This is a genomic window from Rhodococcus sp. NS-SX18 (assembly GCF_057367935.1).
In genome coordinates this window covers 1,976,871-1,990,047 of sequence record NZ_CM170633.1, presented here as the reverse complement: position 1 = coordinate 1,990,047, position 13,177 = coordinate 1,976,871, and the positions used below count along the sequence as shown (strand labels likewise).

18 protein-coding genes and 1 tRNA gene are annotated in these 13,177 nt (G+C 70.4%); 11 read left to right on the top strand and 8 right to left on the bottom strand.

Going from position 1 to position 13,177, the window contains the following annotated elements; translation table 11 throughout:
* The first annotated feature begins 329 nt into the window (after positions 1-329).
* The 4 genes from AC2IPW_RS09355 to AC2IPW_RS09340 all read left to right on the top strand — a co-directional run bounded on the left by AC2IPW_RS09355 (position 330) and on the right by AC2IPW_RS09340 (position 1,804).
* On the top strand, positions 330-833 hold the full coding sequence (locus tag AC2IPW_RS09355; RefSeq protein WP_486376745.1) for an HNH endonuclease: 504 nt from the start codon (positions 330-332) through the stop codon (positions 831-833).
* A gap of 14 nt (positions 834-847) precedes the next feature.
* Positions 848-933, top strand: a tRNA-Leu gene (locus tag AC2IPW_RS09350).
* 68 nt (positions 934-1,001) lie between these two features.
* Positions 1,002-1,421 (top strand): transcriptional regulator, encoded by a 420-nt coding sequence (locus AC2IPW_RS09345; RefSeq protein ID WP_486376744.1) that lies wholly within the window; start codon positions 1,002-1,004, stop codon positions 1,419-1,421.
* Complete coding sequence (locus tag AC2IPW_RS09340; RefSeq protein WP_486376743.1) at positions 1,418-1,804, top strand: DUF3817 domain-containing protein; 387 nt, start codon at positions 1,418-1,420, stop codon at positions 1,802-1,804. Before AC2IPW_RS09345 ends, AC2IPW_RS09340 begins: the two co-directional genes overlap by 4 nt.
* 99 nt (positions 1,805-1,903) lie before the next feature.
* On the opposite strand, the gene rdgB is transcribed toward AC2IPW_RS09340, so the two are convergent.
* The 4 genes from rdgB to AC2IPW_RS09320 all read right to left on the bottom strand — a co-directional run bounded on the left by rdgB (position 1,904) and on the right by AC2IPW_RS09320 (position 4,836).
* Positions 1,904-2,521, bottom strand: a complete 618-nt coding sequence (rdgB, locus tag AC2IPW_RS09335) for an RdgB/HAM1 family non-canonical purine NTP pyrophosphatase (protein ID WP_054374480.1) — start codon at positions 2,519-2,521, stop codon at positions 1,904-1,906.
* Between the two features lies 1 nt (position 2,522).
* Entirely contained in the window at positions 2,523-3,311 is a 789-nt protein-coding gene (gene rph / locus AC2IPW_RS09330; RefSeq protein WP_010596763.1) for a ribonuclease PH, read from the bottom strand.
* Positions 3,312-3,324: 13 nt separating this feature from the next.
* The gene (locus AC2IPW_RS09325) at positions 3,325-4,086 is read right to left on the bottom strand and encodes a cyclic nucleotide-degrading phosphodiesterase (RefSeq protein WP_054374482.1); all 762 of its coding nucleotides are present in this window, start codon (positions 4,084-4,086) and stop codon (positions 3,325-3,327) included.
* Between the two features lie 123 nt (positions 4,087-4,209).
* On the bottom strand, positions 4,210-4,836 hold the full coding sequence (locus AC2IPW_RS09320; protein ID WP_371383377.1) for a rhomboid family intramembrane serine protease: 627 nt from the start codon (positions 4,834-4,836) through the stop codon (positions 4,210-4,212).
* A 180-nt stretch (positions 4,837-5,016) separates the two neighbouring features.
* On the opposite strand from AC2IPW_RS09320, the gene AC2IPW_RS09315 reads away from it, so the two are divergent.
* A complete protein-coding gene (locus AC2IPW_RS09315) occupies positions 5,017-5,169 on the top strand; it encodes a hypothetical protein (protein ID WP_193788823.1) in 153 nt (50 codons plus the stop codon).
* Positions 5,170-5,174: 5 nt separating this feature from the next.
* On the opposite strand, the gene AC2IPW_RS09310 is transcribed toward AC2IPW_RS09315, so the two are convergent.
* From AC2IPW_RS09310 to clpS, 3 genes are read right to left on the bottom strand one after another with little or no spacing between them, the layout of a single operon-like run.
* Positions 5,175-6,281, bottom strand: coding sequence for a P1 family peptidase (locus tag AC2IPW_RS09310; protein ID WP_416063299.1), 1,107 nt, complete (start codon positions 6,279-6,281; stop codon positions 5,175-5,177).
* Positions 6,278-6,856 (bottom strand): oxidative stress transcriptional regulator AosR, encoded by a 579-nt coding sequence (gene aosR / locus AC2IPW_RS09305; protein ID WP_003938820.1) that lies wholly within the window; start codon positions 6,854-6,856, stop codon positions 6,278-6,280. Before aosR ends, AC2IPW_RS09310 begins: the two co-directional genes overlap by 4 nt.
* A gap of 55 nt (positions 6,857-6,911) precedes the next feature.
* Positions 6,912-7,295, bottom strand: a complete 384-nt coding sequence (gene clpS, locus AC2IPW_RS09300; protein ID WP_003938819.1) for an ATP-dependent Clp protease adapter ClpS — start codon at positions 7,293-7,295, stop codon at positions 6,912-6,914.
* Positions 7,296-7,343: 48 nt separating this feature from the next.
* Here clpS and AC2IPW_RS09295 point away from each other — a divergent pair, with 48 nt between their 5' ends.
* The 4 genes from AC2IPW_RS09295 (at position 7,344) to AC2IPW_RS09280 (ending at position 11,662) form a co-directional block, all read left to right on the top strand.
* On the top strand, positions 7,344-8,690 hold the full coding sequence (locus AC2IPW_RS09295; RefSeq protein WP_054374486.1) for a nicotinate phosphoribosyltransferase: 1,347 nt from the start codon (positions 7,344-7,346) through the stop codon (positions 8,688-8,690).
* Positions 8,691-8,695: 5 nt separating this feature from the next.
* Positions 8,696-9,274 (top strand): isochorismatase family protein, encoded by a 579-nt coding sequence (locus tag AC2IPW_RS09290; protein ID WP_003938817.1) that lies wholly within the window; start codon positions 8,696-8,698, stop codon positions 9,272-9,274.
* A 25-nt stretch (positions 9,275-9,299) separates the two neighbouring features.
* The gene (locus AC2IPW_RS09285) at positions 9,300-11,330 is read left to right on the top strand and encodes an ATP-dependent DNA helicase (RefSeq protein WP_289377477.1); all 2,031 of its coding nucleotides are present in this window, start codon (positions 9,300-9,302) and stop codon (positions 11,328-11,330) included.
* A gap of 128 nt (positions 11,331-11,458) precedes the next feature.
* Positions 11,459-11,662 carry a cold-shock protein gene (locus AC2IPW_RS09280; RefSeq protein WP_486376742.1) on the top strand — a complete coding sequence of 68 codons (204 nt, stop codon included), beginning with the start codon at positions 11,459-11,461 and terminating at the stop codon, positions 11,660-11,662.
* Between the two features lie 24 nt (positions 11,663-11,686).
* Here AC2IPW_RS09280 and AC2IPW_RS09275 read toward each other — a convergent pair whose 3' ends face one another.
* Positions 11,687-12,388 (bottom strand): ANTAR domain-containing protein, encoded by a 702-nt coding sequence (locus AC2IPW_RS09275; RefSeq protein WP_486376741.1) that lies wholly within the window; start codon positions 12,386-12,388, stop codon positions 11,687-11,689.
* Between the two features lie 271 nt (positions 12,389-12,659).
* Here AC2IPW_RS09275 and AC2IPW_RS09270 point away from each other — a divergent pair, with 271 nt between their 5' ends.
* Positions 12,660-12,854, top strand: a complete 195-nt coding sequence (locus tag AC2IPW_RS09270; protein ID WP_003938813.1) for a hypothetical protein — start codon at positions 12,660-12,662, stop codon at positions 12,852-12,854.
* Between the two features lie 98 nt (positions 12,855-12,952).
* The gene (locus AC2IPW_RS09265) at positions 12,953-13,084 is read left to right on the top strand and encodes an AMP-binding protein (protein ID WP_235157647.1); all 132 of its coding nucleotides are present in this window, start codon (positions 12,953-12,955) and stop codon (positions 13,082-13,084) included.
* Positions 13,085-13,177: the final 93 nt, after the last annotated feature.

Sequence of the window (13,177 nt, the reverse complement as noted above, 5' to 3'; positions counted from 1 at the left end):
CTGATCTGCTCGTTCGGGCTACCCAAGAGTGACACAAAATCATGAGGGGTTCCTCATGTTTTGTTCCGCGCGGGTTACCGGCAGCGGAAGGGCGCGTGAGATCACTCACAGCGGCCGAGAGAAGTGACTCGCCGGTAGGGAGAGTCGGCGCAGGCTGCACGGCTACGTGGACGTCCATCAACCTGAGGGAAGCCTCACGTTTATCGTTACACAATCGTTACCATCTTGACGGGCCGTGAAACGCGTGCATGAGGGCGTTTTCCGCGGTTTGTCAGAACAGCCGGATACGATCCTCGTATCGAACACACATTCGATCCAGGGGGGTATGGATGAAGTACACGCGGGAAGTCCTGGAGGAGGCCGTGGCCGAGTCGGTGAGCGTGGCGGGGGTCATGCGCTATCTCGGACTGGTCCCGAGCGGCGGTGCTCACGCGCATCTGAGCCGGCGAATCAAGAAGTTCGGAATCGACACCTCCCACTTCACAGGTCAAGGACACATGATTGGCCGACCGCCGCGGAACCGCATGGAATGGACCGCTGTCCTCGTCTGCAAACCAATCGGCGCGGCCCGCGCGAAACCCAAGATGCTTCGCCGGGCATTGCTCGAGTCCGGCCGTCCCCACCAGTGCGAATCGTGCGGCATCGAGCCACACTGGAACGGGAGGAGCCTGACGCTCCACGTCGACCACATCGACGGCAATCCGAACGACTCCCGTCCCGAGAACGTCCGCTTCCTCTGCCCCAACTGCCACAGCCAGACGCCTACCTGGGCCGGGCGGCGGCGCTTCGGGGATCGGAGTGCCGAATCGTGCCCGGACAGCGATATCGCGTAATGTGACACGTGCTTGCGCGAGTGGCGTAACGGCAGCCGCGCCTGGTTTAGGTCCAGGTGTCCGAAAGGACGTGGGGGTTCGAGTCCCCCCTCGCGCACCACGTGACCTCCCCCACGGCCCTCGACCGCTCTTGGCAGGTCGAGGGGCCGCTCGGGTACTTTTGATGACGTGTCCGAAAACCGTCCGCCGCGTCGCCTTGCCCTCGTCGTACTGGTGACGGTCGCCGCGGCCGGTTGTCTCGGTCTCGGCTTCTGGCAGTGGACGCGGTTCGAGGCAGTGGGCGGCACGTTCCAGAACCTCGGCTACGCACTGCAGTGGCCCGCGTTCGCCTTCTTCTGCATCTACGCCTACCGCCGGTTCGTGAAGCTCGAGACCGAGGACGCCGAGAGTCAGGCCACGGGAGCGCCGCGCGCGTCGGAACCGAAGGAACCCACCGAGATTCCCGAGGATCTCCTCCCCCAGCGGCCCCGAGCACAGATTGACCCGAATGCGGATGTCGATCCGGACGACCCCGAGGCCCGGCAGATGCTGGAGTACAACGATTACCTCGCGCAGCTGGCGCGCAGGTCCGATAGGAGCGCTCAGTGAGCACGACCCCCGAGCAGGCACCCGACCAGACGGGCGGTTCGACCGCGCCGCAGTCCCGACCGGAAGCCGACCGGAAGAAGATCGCCTCGGCCCTGACCCGGTACCGCGCGCTCGCCTGGATCACCGGCGTGTGGCTGCTCGTGCTCACCGGCGAGATGGTCGCGAAGTACATCCTGAAGGTCGAGAACGTTCCCGGCTGGATCGCCGTGGTCCACGGCTGGGTCTACGCGGTGTATCTCGTGCTCACGCTCGACCTGGCGATCAAGGTGCGCTGGCCCGCGGGCCGCACGATCGGCACCCTCCTCGCCGGCACCATCCCGTTCCTGTCGTTCTTCGTCGAGCACCAGCGCACTAAGCAGGTCAAGTCCGACTTCGGCGTCTGACGCCGGCCCATATTTACGCGATCGACCGGAATCCGCCCACGCCACGGCGTAGGCGGATTCCGATTCTCCGCTCGAATCCCAGCTCGGCGCGACGGTCCTCTAGCGCGCGAGCGCGGCGAGGTCCGGTACGAGCTGCGCCAGCGCCCGCCCGCGGTGCGACGACGCGTCCTTCTCCTCGGCGCTGAGTTCGGCTGCGGTGCGGTCCTCGCCTTCCGGCCGGAACACCGGGTCGTAGCCGAACCCGTTGCCACCGCGGGGGCTGTGGACGATGGCGCCGCGCCACTCCCCGCGCACGACGTGCACCGCGATCTCGCCGTCGTCACCGGGGACGGCGAGGGCGCAGGCGGAGACGAATGCCGCGCCGCGCCGCTCGTCGGGGACGTCCTGCAGCTGCCCGAGCAGCAGTTCGGTGTTGGCGTGGTCGTCGCCGTGCCGTCCCGACCAGCGGGCGGACAGCACCCCGGGCATCGCATTGAGCGCGTCGACCTCGATACCGGAATCGTCTGCGACGCACGGCATTCCGGTTGCTGCTGCGCCGTCGCGCGCCTTGGCGGCCGCGTTCTCCTCGAACGTCGCGCCCGTCTCGGGCGCTTCGTCGTAGGGCGGCACCGCGTCGAGGCCGACGAGGTCGATCCCGTCGATTCCGGCGGAGTCGAGGACGCGCTGCAACTCGCGCAGCTTCTTCGCGTTGCGACTGGCCACGAGCACCCGCACCATCTCAGACACCGAACTTCTTCCGGGTGCGCTCGGGTGTCACGGGCTGCGGGAGCGTGCCCGGGTAGGGCGCTTCGAGCGCCTGCTTCTGGATCTCGCACAGTTCGGCGATGCCGGCGAGCGCGGAGTCGAGCATCTTGTCGAGGGTGGAGCGTGCGAACGTCGCGCCTTCGCCGGTGCCCTGGACCTCGACGAGGGTGCCGGTGTCGGTGGCGATGACGTTCATGTCGACCTCGGCGCGCACGTCCTCCTCGTAGGGCAGGTCGAGACGGACGCGGCCGTCGACGACGCCGACGCTCACGGCGGCGATGGCACAGGAGATGGGCTGCGGGTCGGTCAGGCGCCCTGCCGCGCTCAGCCAGGTGACGGCGTCGGCGAGCGCCACGTAGGCGCCGGTGATGGCGGCGGTGCGGGTGCCGCCGTCGGCCTGCAGGACGTCGCAGTCGATGGCAATGGTGTTCTCGCCGAGGGCGGCGAGGTCGATGCAGGCGCGCAGGGCGCGGCCGACGAGGCGGCTGATCTCCTGGGTGCGGCCGCCGAGCTTGCCCTTGACCGATTCGCGTCCGCTACGGGTGTGCGTGGCGGCGGGGAGCATCGCGTATTCGGCGGTGAGCCAGCCGAGACCGGAGCCCTTGCGCCAGCGCGGTACGCCCTCTTCGACGCTGGCGGTGCACATGACGCGGGTCTGGCCGAATTCCACGAGCACCGAGCCCGCGGGGTGGTTGGTGAATCCTCGGGTGATCCGGATGGGGCGGAGTTCGTCGTCCGCTCTGCCGTCTTCTCGTGTGGTCACCCGGACGAGCCTATTAGATGCGGTAGACGTCTCCGGCGGACACCGCGTGGACGGGCCCGGAATACTGCTCCTTGGCTTCGGCGATGACGTCCTCGCGCGAGGTCCACGGCGGGATGTGGGTGAGCAGCAACTCTCCCACCTCGGCACGCGCGGCAACGAGCCCGGCTTCGGCGCCGGAGAGGTGGATGCCGTCGGGCCGGTCATCGGGCGCATGGGTCCAGGAGGCTTCGGACAGCAGGACGTCGGCACCGCGCGCGAGGTCGACGACCTCGTCGCACATGCCGGTGTCACCGGTGTAGACGACGGTGCGTCCGGAGTCGCTGGTGATGCGGAATCCGTAGGCCTCGGGCGGGTGGTTGACCCGGCCGGGGCGGATGGTGAGCGCGCCGAAGCGGAAGGCTTCCCCGTCCGCGAGGGTTCGCACGTCCAGGGTGTCGCTGACATCGTCCATCTCACCGGCGATCTCGGCGGAGGCGGCTCCGACGCGGACGCTGGTGTCCGCGGGGCCGTAGACGAGGGTGCGTCCGGTCGGGCGGTTCGGGGAGTAGCGCCGCCAGACGAGCAGGCCCGGTATGTCGAGGCAGTGGTCGGCGTGCAGGTGCGAGAGCAACAGCGAGACCTCGCCGGGATCGGCGTACCGCTGCAGGGCCCCGAGGACCCCGGGACCGAAGTCGATCACCAGGGGCGGGGTGCCGGGGGCGGTGATCAGGTAGCCCGACGCGGCGGAATCCGGCCCGGCCACGCTGCCGGAACACCCCAGGACGGTCATGCGCATGGGCTCATGCTGCCACGTCCCTGTGGTTGCGACGAAGCCAACACGGGTTTTGATCGAGAGATGTCACAGTCGCGCCGACGCTGTGATCCTACCGATCGGTCAGTTGCCTGGCGGGGGTGCGTCTCACCCGAACGGGGAGCTCGGCACAGCTGGGGAACGCCGCCGGCGACGCTCGTCGGCGGAGAGCAGCCAGGCGGCCAGGACGCCGCCGACGGCACCGAAGAGGTGCCCCTGCCAAGAGACGCGGGGGTCGCTGGGCAGCACGCCCCACAGGATGCTGCCGTAGACGAACAGCACGATCACCCCGATGACGATCTGATTCGCCTGCCGGGTGAAGATGCCGCGCGTGATCAGGTAGGTGAGCCATCCGAAGACGAGGATGGACGCCCCGATGTGCACGAAGCCGGCTCCGGCGGTGAGCCACGTCCCGAGTCCCCCGACGACCCAGATGATCGCGGTGGCGGCCAGGCCGCGGCCGATTCCGGAGACGAGCACGAGGAATCCGAGCACGAGCAGGGGGATGGTGTTCGCGCTCAGGTGCGCCCAGTCGGCGTGGAGCACGGGGGCGAACAGCACGCCCCACAGTCCGTCGGCGCTTCTCGGTTCGATGCCGGCGGTGTCGAGCTCGGCGGGCGCGGCGGCGTCGACGGCCTCGATTGCGTAGAGCAGGGCGACGAACCCGGCGATCAGCAGCGCCGCGCGTTGCCAGACGGGCCGGAGCCCGGGACGGGAACCGTCGGGTACGGTCATGCGCTCGCCCTTCGCGTGTGTCCTGCATGGTGTTCCTGACTTTCGAGCCTACCGACGGGGGCCCTGATCGGCACCGGGCGTGGGCGCCCTGCTCGGCACCGGGCGCGACCGCGTGAAACCGCACTATCCCGGCGGTGCGGTGGCTACCGTGGAGGTCACCGTCGACCCGGGGAGGCAGTCGTGCCCAGAAGCGTCGGAGATCGCTACATCTGCGAGAAGTGCGGTGCGCAGCTCGTCTACGAGAAGGCGTGCCCGTGCAACGAGGAGATGGCACATTCGGAGATCTGTTGCGGTGGCCAGATGAAGCGCGTGTCGGAGGGTGCGCCGGGCTGAGCGCGTCAGCGCGACGTGGTGGTCCCGGTCGCGAAGGCGGAGGGGAACAGGTCGCGGTAGGCGGGGATGCCTGCGACCGCGGTCGCGTGCAGCACCGCGTCCACGACGGCGCGCTGGACGACCTCGGCGGCCACCTCGCAGACGGCGGCCAGCACGGGTAGTTCGGGCGCGAAGGCGTCGGGGATCGGACGTGCCGACGCGGGCACCGTCGCGGTGCCGGTGGCAAGGGCGAAGAGGGTGTCGCCGTCGAGCGGGGAGTGCGCGGGGCGAACGGCCCGCGCGAGTCCGTCGTGTCCGGCGACGGCGACCCGGCGGCAGGCGGCGGCGGTCAGGTCGGCATCGGTGGCGACGACGCCGATGGTGGTGTTGAGGGCGGTGCCCTTCGGCGCGAGGGCGTTGGCGGCGGCGATCTCGGCGGCGGCCGGGGCGACGAGTCCGAGCTGAGCGGCCCGGGTGGGCCCGAGGCCCCACGGCAGGCCCGTTTCGGGATCGAACACGGCCCCGACGGGGTTGGCGACGACGAGTGCGGCGACGGTGACGCCGGCGGCGGGGCCGTCGGTCAGGGCCAGGCTCGCGGTGCCGATGCCGCCCTTGAGGGTGCCGGCGCGGGCGCCGACCCCGGCGCCGACGGTGCCGCGCGCGACGGTCGTGCCGGCGGCCGCGGCGGCCCGGTATCCGCTGTCGGCGGAGGGGCGCGCGGTCCACTCCCCCACGGGCAGGTCGAAGACGACTGCGCCCGGCACGATGGGCACGACGGCTCCCGGCGGTCCCATCGCGATGCCGCGCCCGTGTTCCTCGAGCCACCGCATCACGCCGTCGGCGGCGGCGAGACCGTAGGCGCTGCCGCCGGTGAGGAGTACGGCGTCGACGCGCTGCACGGAGTGGCTGGGGTCGAGCAGGTCGGTTTCCCGGGTGCCGGGGCCGCCGCCGCGGACGTCGACGGCGGCGGTGGCGGCGCGGTCGGGGACGACGACGGTGCACCCGGTGGCCCGTCCGGTGCCGTAGGTGTCGTCGGAGCCGAGGGTGACGTCGGTGTCGAGGGCGTGCCAGTGCCCCACGCGCATACCCGCGACGTCGGTGAGCGAGTCGGTGGGTCCGGGCGCGGCCGTCACGGCATGAGCGCCTGGACGAGGGAGTCCTGCATCCAGGTCAGCCAGTGGTAGACGTCGAGGTGGGGGGCTCGCGGGTCGTCCTCGTCGAGCACTTCGGGGGTGTCGTCGTCGATGCCGAGGGTGGTGCCGAGCGCAAGCCGCAGGTCGTTGAGCCCGTACAACCAGGCGTCGGCCTGCTCGGGGCTGAGAACCACCTTCCCACCGGATTCGGGGACGGTGCGCAGGATGACAGCTCCGGCGGCGAGCTTGGCGTCGATGATGTCGGGTTCGTGCAGGCTGCGCAGGGCGCCGTTGAGGTCGGCCGATTCGTCGTCGGGATGCACGGTGGCGTCGGCGTCGGGTCGGTGGAAGTCGGGCAGCAGCCGTTGCAGGGCGGGGACGTCCGGCGGGGTGGAGTTGCCGGTGCGCAGACCGGTGAGCGCGGCGAGGTCGTCCTGTGGGGCGCCGGCGGCGCGTTCCTCGAGCATGCCGAGTACGGATGCGACGAGCGAGCGCAGCACCGACGCTTCGTGTGCGTCCATCTCGGATCGCAGCTTCACGCCTCCGAGCGAGTTCTTCCTGCTCCACTGCCGCACGTCGGTCGGCTCCTCCTGGCTCCGCGGTCGGAATTGTCGGCGAGCGGGCGGCCGGTCACTCGGCCCGCTGCATCGTCGCCCACAGCCCGGCGGCGTGCAGGCGTTGCACGTCGTGTTCCATCTTGTCACGCGAACCGCTCGAGACGACGGCCTTGCCTTCGTTGTGCACCTTGAGCATCAGTTCGGTGGCCTTGGCCTTGCTGTACCCGAACAGCTTCTGGAATATGTATGCGACGTAGTGCATCAGGTTGACCGGGTCGTCCCATACGACGGTGACCCAGGGCCGGTCGACGGCTTCGATCTCCTCGACGGCTTCGGCTTCCGCCGGCATTGCCTGCCCTGCCGCCAGGGTGACCGTGGGGAACGAGGCCACGGTAACTGCGTCGGACAGCTCCGTGGGGGCGGTGTCGAACGGGCTTGTCGAGGAACACATCGCCATGTCTCCAGGGTACGGCGTCCGCGCCCGCCGATACAGCGGCATCCCACCGTGCCCCTCTACAGTGAGCGGGTGCCCGATTCCCTTCTTCGGTCGACCACGACGGCGAGTACCGCCCTGTTCACGGACGTCTACGAGCTGACGATGCTCGAGGCTGCGCTTGCGGACGGTACCGGTTCCCGCCCTTGCACGTTCGAGGTGTTCGCGAGGCGTCTGCCGCCCGGGCGCCGGTACGGCGTGGTCGGTGGGACCGGCCGGCTCGTCGATGCGCTCGAGACGTTCCGCTTCGGCGAGGAGGAACTCGCGGTGGCGGGACGGTTCCTCGACGCGTCGACCGTGGAGTGGCTGCGGGGCTACCGGTTCTCCGGCGACATCGAGGGCTACCGCGAAGGCGACTTCTACTTTCCCGGTTCGCCGGTGCTGGCGGTGCGCGGCACGTTCGCCGAGTGCGTCCTGCTCGAGACGCTGATCCTGTCGATCCTCAATCACGACAGCGCGGTGGCCTCGGCGGCGGCCCGGATGGTCAGCGCCGCGGACGGCCGCACCCTGATCGAGATGGGGTCGCGCCGCACCCACGAGGAGGCGGCGGTCGCGTGTGCGCGGGCCGCGTACCTGGCGGGCTTCGATGCGACGTCGAATCTCGAGGCGGTGCGCCGGCACGGGGTGCCGGGCACGGGTACCGCGGCGCACGCATTCACGCTGGTGCACACGACGGGTGCGGGTCGCGACGAGGCGGCGGCGTTCCGCAGCCAGGTCGAGACGCTCGGGGTGGGAACCACGCTGCTGGTGGACACGTACGACATCACCAACGGGGTGCGCACGGCCGTCGAGGTGGCCGGCACCGGTCTCGGGGCCGTCCGGATCGATTCGGGTGATCTCGGCGTGCTGGCCCGGCAGGTGCGTGAGCAGCTCGACGGGCTGGGCGCGACGAACACGAAGATCGTGTTGTCGGGTGACCTGGACGAGTACGCGATCGCGGGTCTGCGCGCCGAGCCGGTCGACGTGTACGGCGTGGGCACGTCGCTGGTCACCGGGTCGGGCGCACCGACGGCGGGAATGGTCTACAAGCTGGTCGAGGTCGACGGCATCCCGGTGGAGAAGCGCAGTGCCCACAAGGAGTCCCGGGGCGGCGCCAAGCGGGCGGTGCGGTTCGCGCGCCCGACCGGCACGTTGGTGGAAGAGGTGATCTACCCGGCGGAAGCACCCGTCCCGGAGGGTGACGGCGAGGTGGTGCACGAGCTGATGGTGCCTCTGATCTGCGACGGCGAACGGGTCGACGACGTGGCTACGCTGGAGGAGAGCCGGGCGTTGCTCGCCCACGGGCTGATCAGTCTCCCCTGGGAGGGCCTGACCCTGTCGGCGGGTGACGCGGCGGTGCCGACCCGATTCGTGAGGTGAGGACGATGTCGCGGGCGTTGGTCGTCGTCGACGTTCAGAACGACTTCTGCGAGGGCGGGTCGCTGGCCGTGGCCGGCGGCGCCGCGGTCGCCGCCGATATCAGCCGGTACCTGACCGCGCACGCGCAGGACTACGCGCACGTGGTCGCCACCCGGGACCACCACGTCGATCCGGGGGCGCACTTCTCCGACGAGCCGGACTTCGTCGACTCGTGGCCGCCGCACTGCCGCGTGGGAACCCCGGGTGCCGAGTTCCACCCGGCGTTCGACACCACCCGCGTGGAGGCGATCTTCTCCAAGGGGGCGTTCGAGGCCGCGTACTCGGGCTTCGAGGGCAGTCACGACACGGGCGAGTCGCTCGACGAGTGGCTTCGCCGGCACGGCGTCACCGAGGTCGACGTCGTGGGCATCGCTACCGATCATTGCGTGCGCGCGACCGCGCTCGACGCGGCGGCCGCGGGGTTCGAGACCCGCGTGCTGCTGCCGTACACCGCGGGGGTGAGCGCGACGACCGTCGAGTCGGCACTCTCGTCGCTCCGGGAGGCGGGTGTGGAGCTGGTGGGACAGGTCGGTCCGCGAGCCTGACGGTGGTGCCCAGTACCCTGGCGCGGTGCCCGAACTCCCGAATGTGCCGGAACTGCTGCGCACCGCGGTGCACGCGCTGGGCGGCAAGGAACGGCGCAACCAGCTGACCATGGCGTCGGCCGTGGCGCATTCGCTGGACACCGGTGAGCACCTGGCCGTCCAGGCCGGCACCGGCACCGGCAAGTCGCTCGCCTATCTCGTGCCGGCGGTGCGGTATGCGGTGCAGACGGGCCGGACCGTGGTGGTCTCCACCGCGACGATCGCGCTGCAGCGCCAGCTGGTGGACCGGGATCTGCCGCGACTGGCCGACGCGCTGGCGACGGAGCTGGGCCGGCGCCCCCGGTTCGCGATTCTCAAAGGCCGCGGTAACTACCTGTGCCTGAACAAGATTCACACCGGTCTGGCGGAGGAGCCTCCGGCGGACGACCAGTTGTTCGACGCGTTCGCGCTGTCGCGGATCGGCCGGGAGGTGCGGCGGGTCACGGAGTGGTCGTCGACCACCGACACCGGCGACCGGGACGACCTCGTCCCGGGCGTGTCGGATCAGGCGTGGCGTCAGGTGAGTGTGAGTGCCCGCGAGTGCCTGGGCAAGTCGCGCTGCCCGGTCGGTGAGGACTGCTTCGCGGAGATCGCCCGGGCCGAGGCTGGGCAGGTCGACGTGGTCGTCACCAATCACGCCCTGCTGGCGATCGATGCGATCAGCGGTCTGTCGATCCTCCCCGAGCACGACGTGGTGGTGGTCGACGAGGCGCACGAGCTCGTGGACCGCGTCACCGGGGTCGCGACGGCCGAGCTGTCCGGCGGCACCGTCTCGGCCGCCGCCCGGCGCTGCGTGAAACTGATCGAGGACGCGGACGTGGACCGCCTCGAGGGCGCCGCCGAGAACTGGGAGGCGCTGCTCGAGGAGCTGCCGCCGGGACGGTGGGACGAGTTGCCAGAGGGGGCGGGCGCGGCACTGGCCGCGATCCGGGACGCGGCCTGGTCCGTGCGCACCGCGCTGGGGCCGCCCAAGCCCGGCCTCGACGCCGAGGCCGCCGCCGCCCGCAACCAGGCGCTCGCGGACGTCGACGAGGTGCACGACTGCGCGGTGCGGGTGCTGACCGCCTTCGAGGAGACCGATCCCGCCGCGCGTCGGGACGTCGTGTGGCACGCCGCCGACGAGTTCCGCGGCAACGTCCGTCACACGGTGCGGATGGCGCCGCTGTCCGTCGGTGGCCTGCTGCGCTCCCGGCTGTTCGCCGAGGCGACGGTCGTCCTGACGTCGGCGACGTTGACGGTGGGCGGTTCGTTCGACGCGCTCGCCGTCAACTGGGGGCTGCCGCCGGAGTCGCCGGCACGCAGCGACACGGGTGCAGCGTCGGGGACCGAACCTCCGTCGGACGACGGGGACCTGCGGTGGAACTCCCTGGACGTGGGATCGCCGTTCGACCACGCCAAGTCCGGCATCCTGTACGTCGCCAGGCATCTGCCGCCGCCGGGCCGCGACGGGCTCTCCCCCGCGTACCTGGACGAGATCGCGGAGCTGGTCGAGGCGGCCGGTGGGCGCACGCTCGGCCTCTTCTCGTCGATGCGGGCCGCGAAGGCGGCCGCGGAGGCGATGCGGGAGCGTCTGGACACACCCATTCTGTGCCAGGGCGAGGACGCGACCGGCGCCCTGGTGGACAGGTTCGCAGCGGACGAACCGACGTCGCTGTTCGGGACTCTGTCGCTGTGGCAGGGCGTGGACGTCCCGGGGCCGTCACTCTCACTCGTGATCCTGGACCGGATTCCGTTCCCGCGGCCGGACGATCCGCTGCTGGTCGCGCGGCAGCGGGCCGTGGAGGCGCGCGGGGGCAACGGTTTCCTGTCGGTGGCGGCCACCCATGCGGCGCTGCTGCTCGCGCAGGGCGTCGGGCGGCTGCTGCGGAGCACGGACGATCGGGGGGTCGTGGCGGTGCTCGATCCCCGCCTGGCGACCGCACGGTACGGCGGATACCTGCGCGCGTCGCTGCCGCCGTTCTGGGAGACCGCCGATCCACAGGTGGTGCGCAAAGCGCTCACCCGGCTGCGCGGCTGATCGTGCCGTCACAGGTCCGATCCCGAGATGTTCCCGAGATCCCCTGAATTTACGGCTATTTCGCGGCAGCATCGGAGAAGGTGCAGCGGCCGGTTTCGAAGGGGCGCAGGGACAGGGGGCTTTCGGATATGCCACAGGGCATCGTCAAGTGGTTCGACGAGGAAAAGGGGTTCGGGTTCATCGCCCAGGACGGCGGGGGCCCCGACATCTTCGTCCACTACTCGGAGATCGCCGGCACGGGCTTCCGCTCGCTGGAGGAAGGCCAGCGCGTGGAGTTCGAGGTCGGGCTGGGTGTGAAGGGCCCTCAGGCGGAGAACGTCCGCCCGGTGTGAGAACCGCGGCCGTCGCCACGACATTCAGACCCGCAGGCCCACCTCGACAACGGCCTCGGCGACCGATCGCACGGGTGCCTGATTCCGCCGGGCGTGGCCACGGATCAGCTGGAACGCCTCGTCCGGGGTGATGTTCCGGGCCTGCGCGATGACGCCCTTCGCCTGTTCGATGACGATGCGCGAATCGAGCGCGGCCTGCAGTTGCGCGTTCAACTGCTCGTGCTGCCGAAGCTTGTTGGCGTTGACGATGTAGCCGGTGGCCATGTCGGCGCACACCTGCGCCGCCGCGATCTCGCGATCCGCCCAGTCACGCGGTTCGCAGGCGTACATGTCGAGGGCGCCGATCTTGTCGTCCGCGAGCTGCATCGGGATCCCGGCCACCGCCGCGATTCCGTACTCCCGCGCCTTCTCCGCGAACTCCGGCCACAGGTCCGGCCGTGTCCGTACATCGGCGACCGCGATGGGTTCGCCCCGATCGAACGCGTACCGGCACGGTCCTACACCGGCGTCCTCCTGGCAGCGTTCCATCTTCCCGACCACTTCCGCGGCCGCGGTGACGAACTGCAGCCGGCCCTCGCACTGCAGGCTCACCCCGCAACCGAGCAGGCCCAGAACGGCGGTCACGCCGTCGACGAGTTCGTCGAGGGCCGCGCCGACGTCATAGGAGGTCGGCAGCCGGCGCGCAAATCGAGACAGTACCGCCATGAATTCGTCCTGGTCGAACACCGGTGCGCTCCTTCCGGTCACCCCCTCGATAGTGACACAAATCACACAAGTTCCCTGGCACCGCCTACATCACATCCTCTACCCTGGTAGCCAGAGCTTCCGCCCCAGATCCCGGCGACGCTCGAATCGGAGCCGCCCCGACCCCCGGTGCTCCCCCTCTCGCTCTCCACGCATCGTGTGGACAGGTCTCGGAGAACACCGCGCCAGGCCGGCTGCTCGCCGTTCCACGTCGGTGTACCTCCCGGACATGCTCCGCGAAGAAGGAACACCCATGGTTTACGTCGCTCCTCGCTCGACTCACACCGACGGCTCGCCGCTGCTCTCGGTGCCGGTGATCGTCACCGGCGCGGGCGCCCTCTCGTGCGGGCTCGTCGTCGCGATCAGCCAGTCTCTCGCCCTCGGCGTGCTTGCGGCGCTTCTCACCGTCGCAACCGTCGCGGGCGCGGCCCTGATGATCCGCCCCTGATCACCCGATCCGACCGGCTCTGCCGGGCCCACCCGAGCAAGGACGCGATGAACCACCCTGATCACCTCGCCCACCGGAGCACAGCCCCGGGTTCGGCGATGAGCACGATCGAAATCAAGGCTCGTATCGACGCGATGTTCGCGGACGACCACACGCGCGCCGACCGCACACCCGCCGCGGCCCGGCGGCGCCCGGGATGGGCGTCGAGCCGGCGCGGCACCGGAAGCTGACCACCGGCGTTCTCCCGGCGCCGGTGGTCTCCGACCGGATCACCGGCTTCCGGACAGCGCCGCAGGGGGGCGCTAACGGAAGCCGGTGATCCG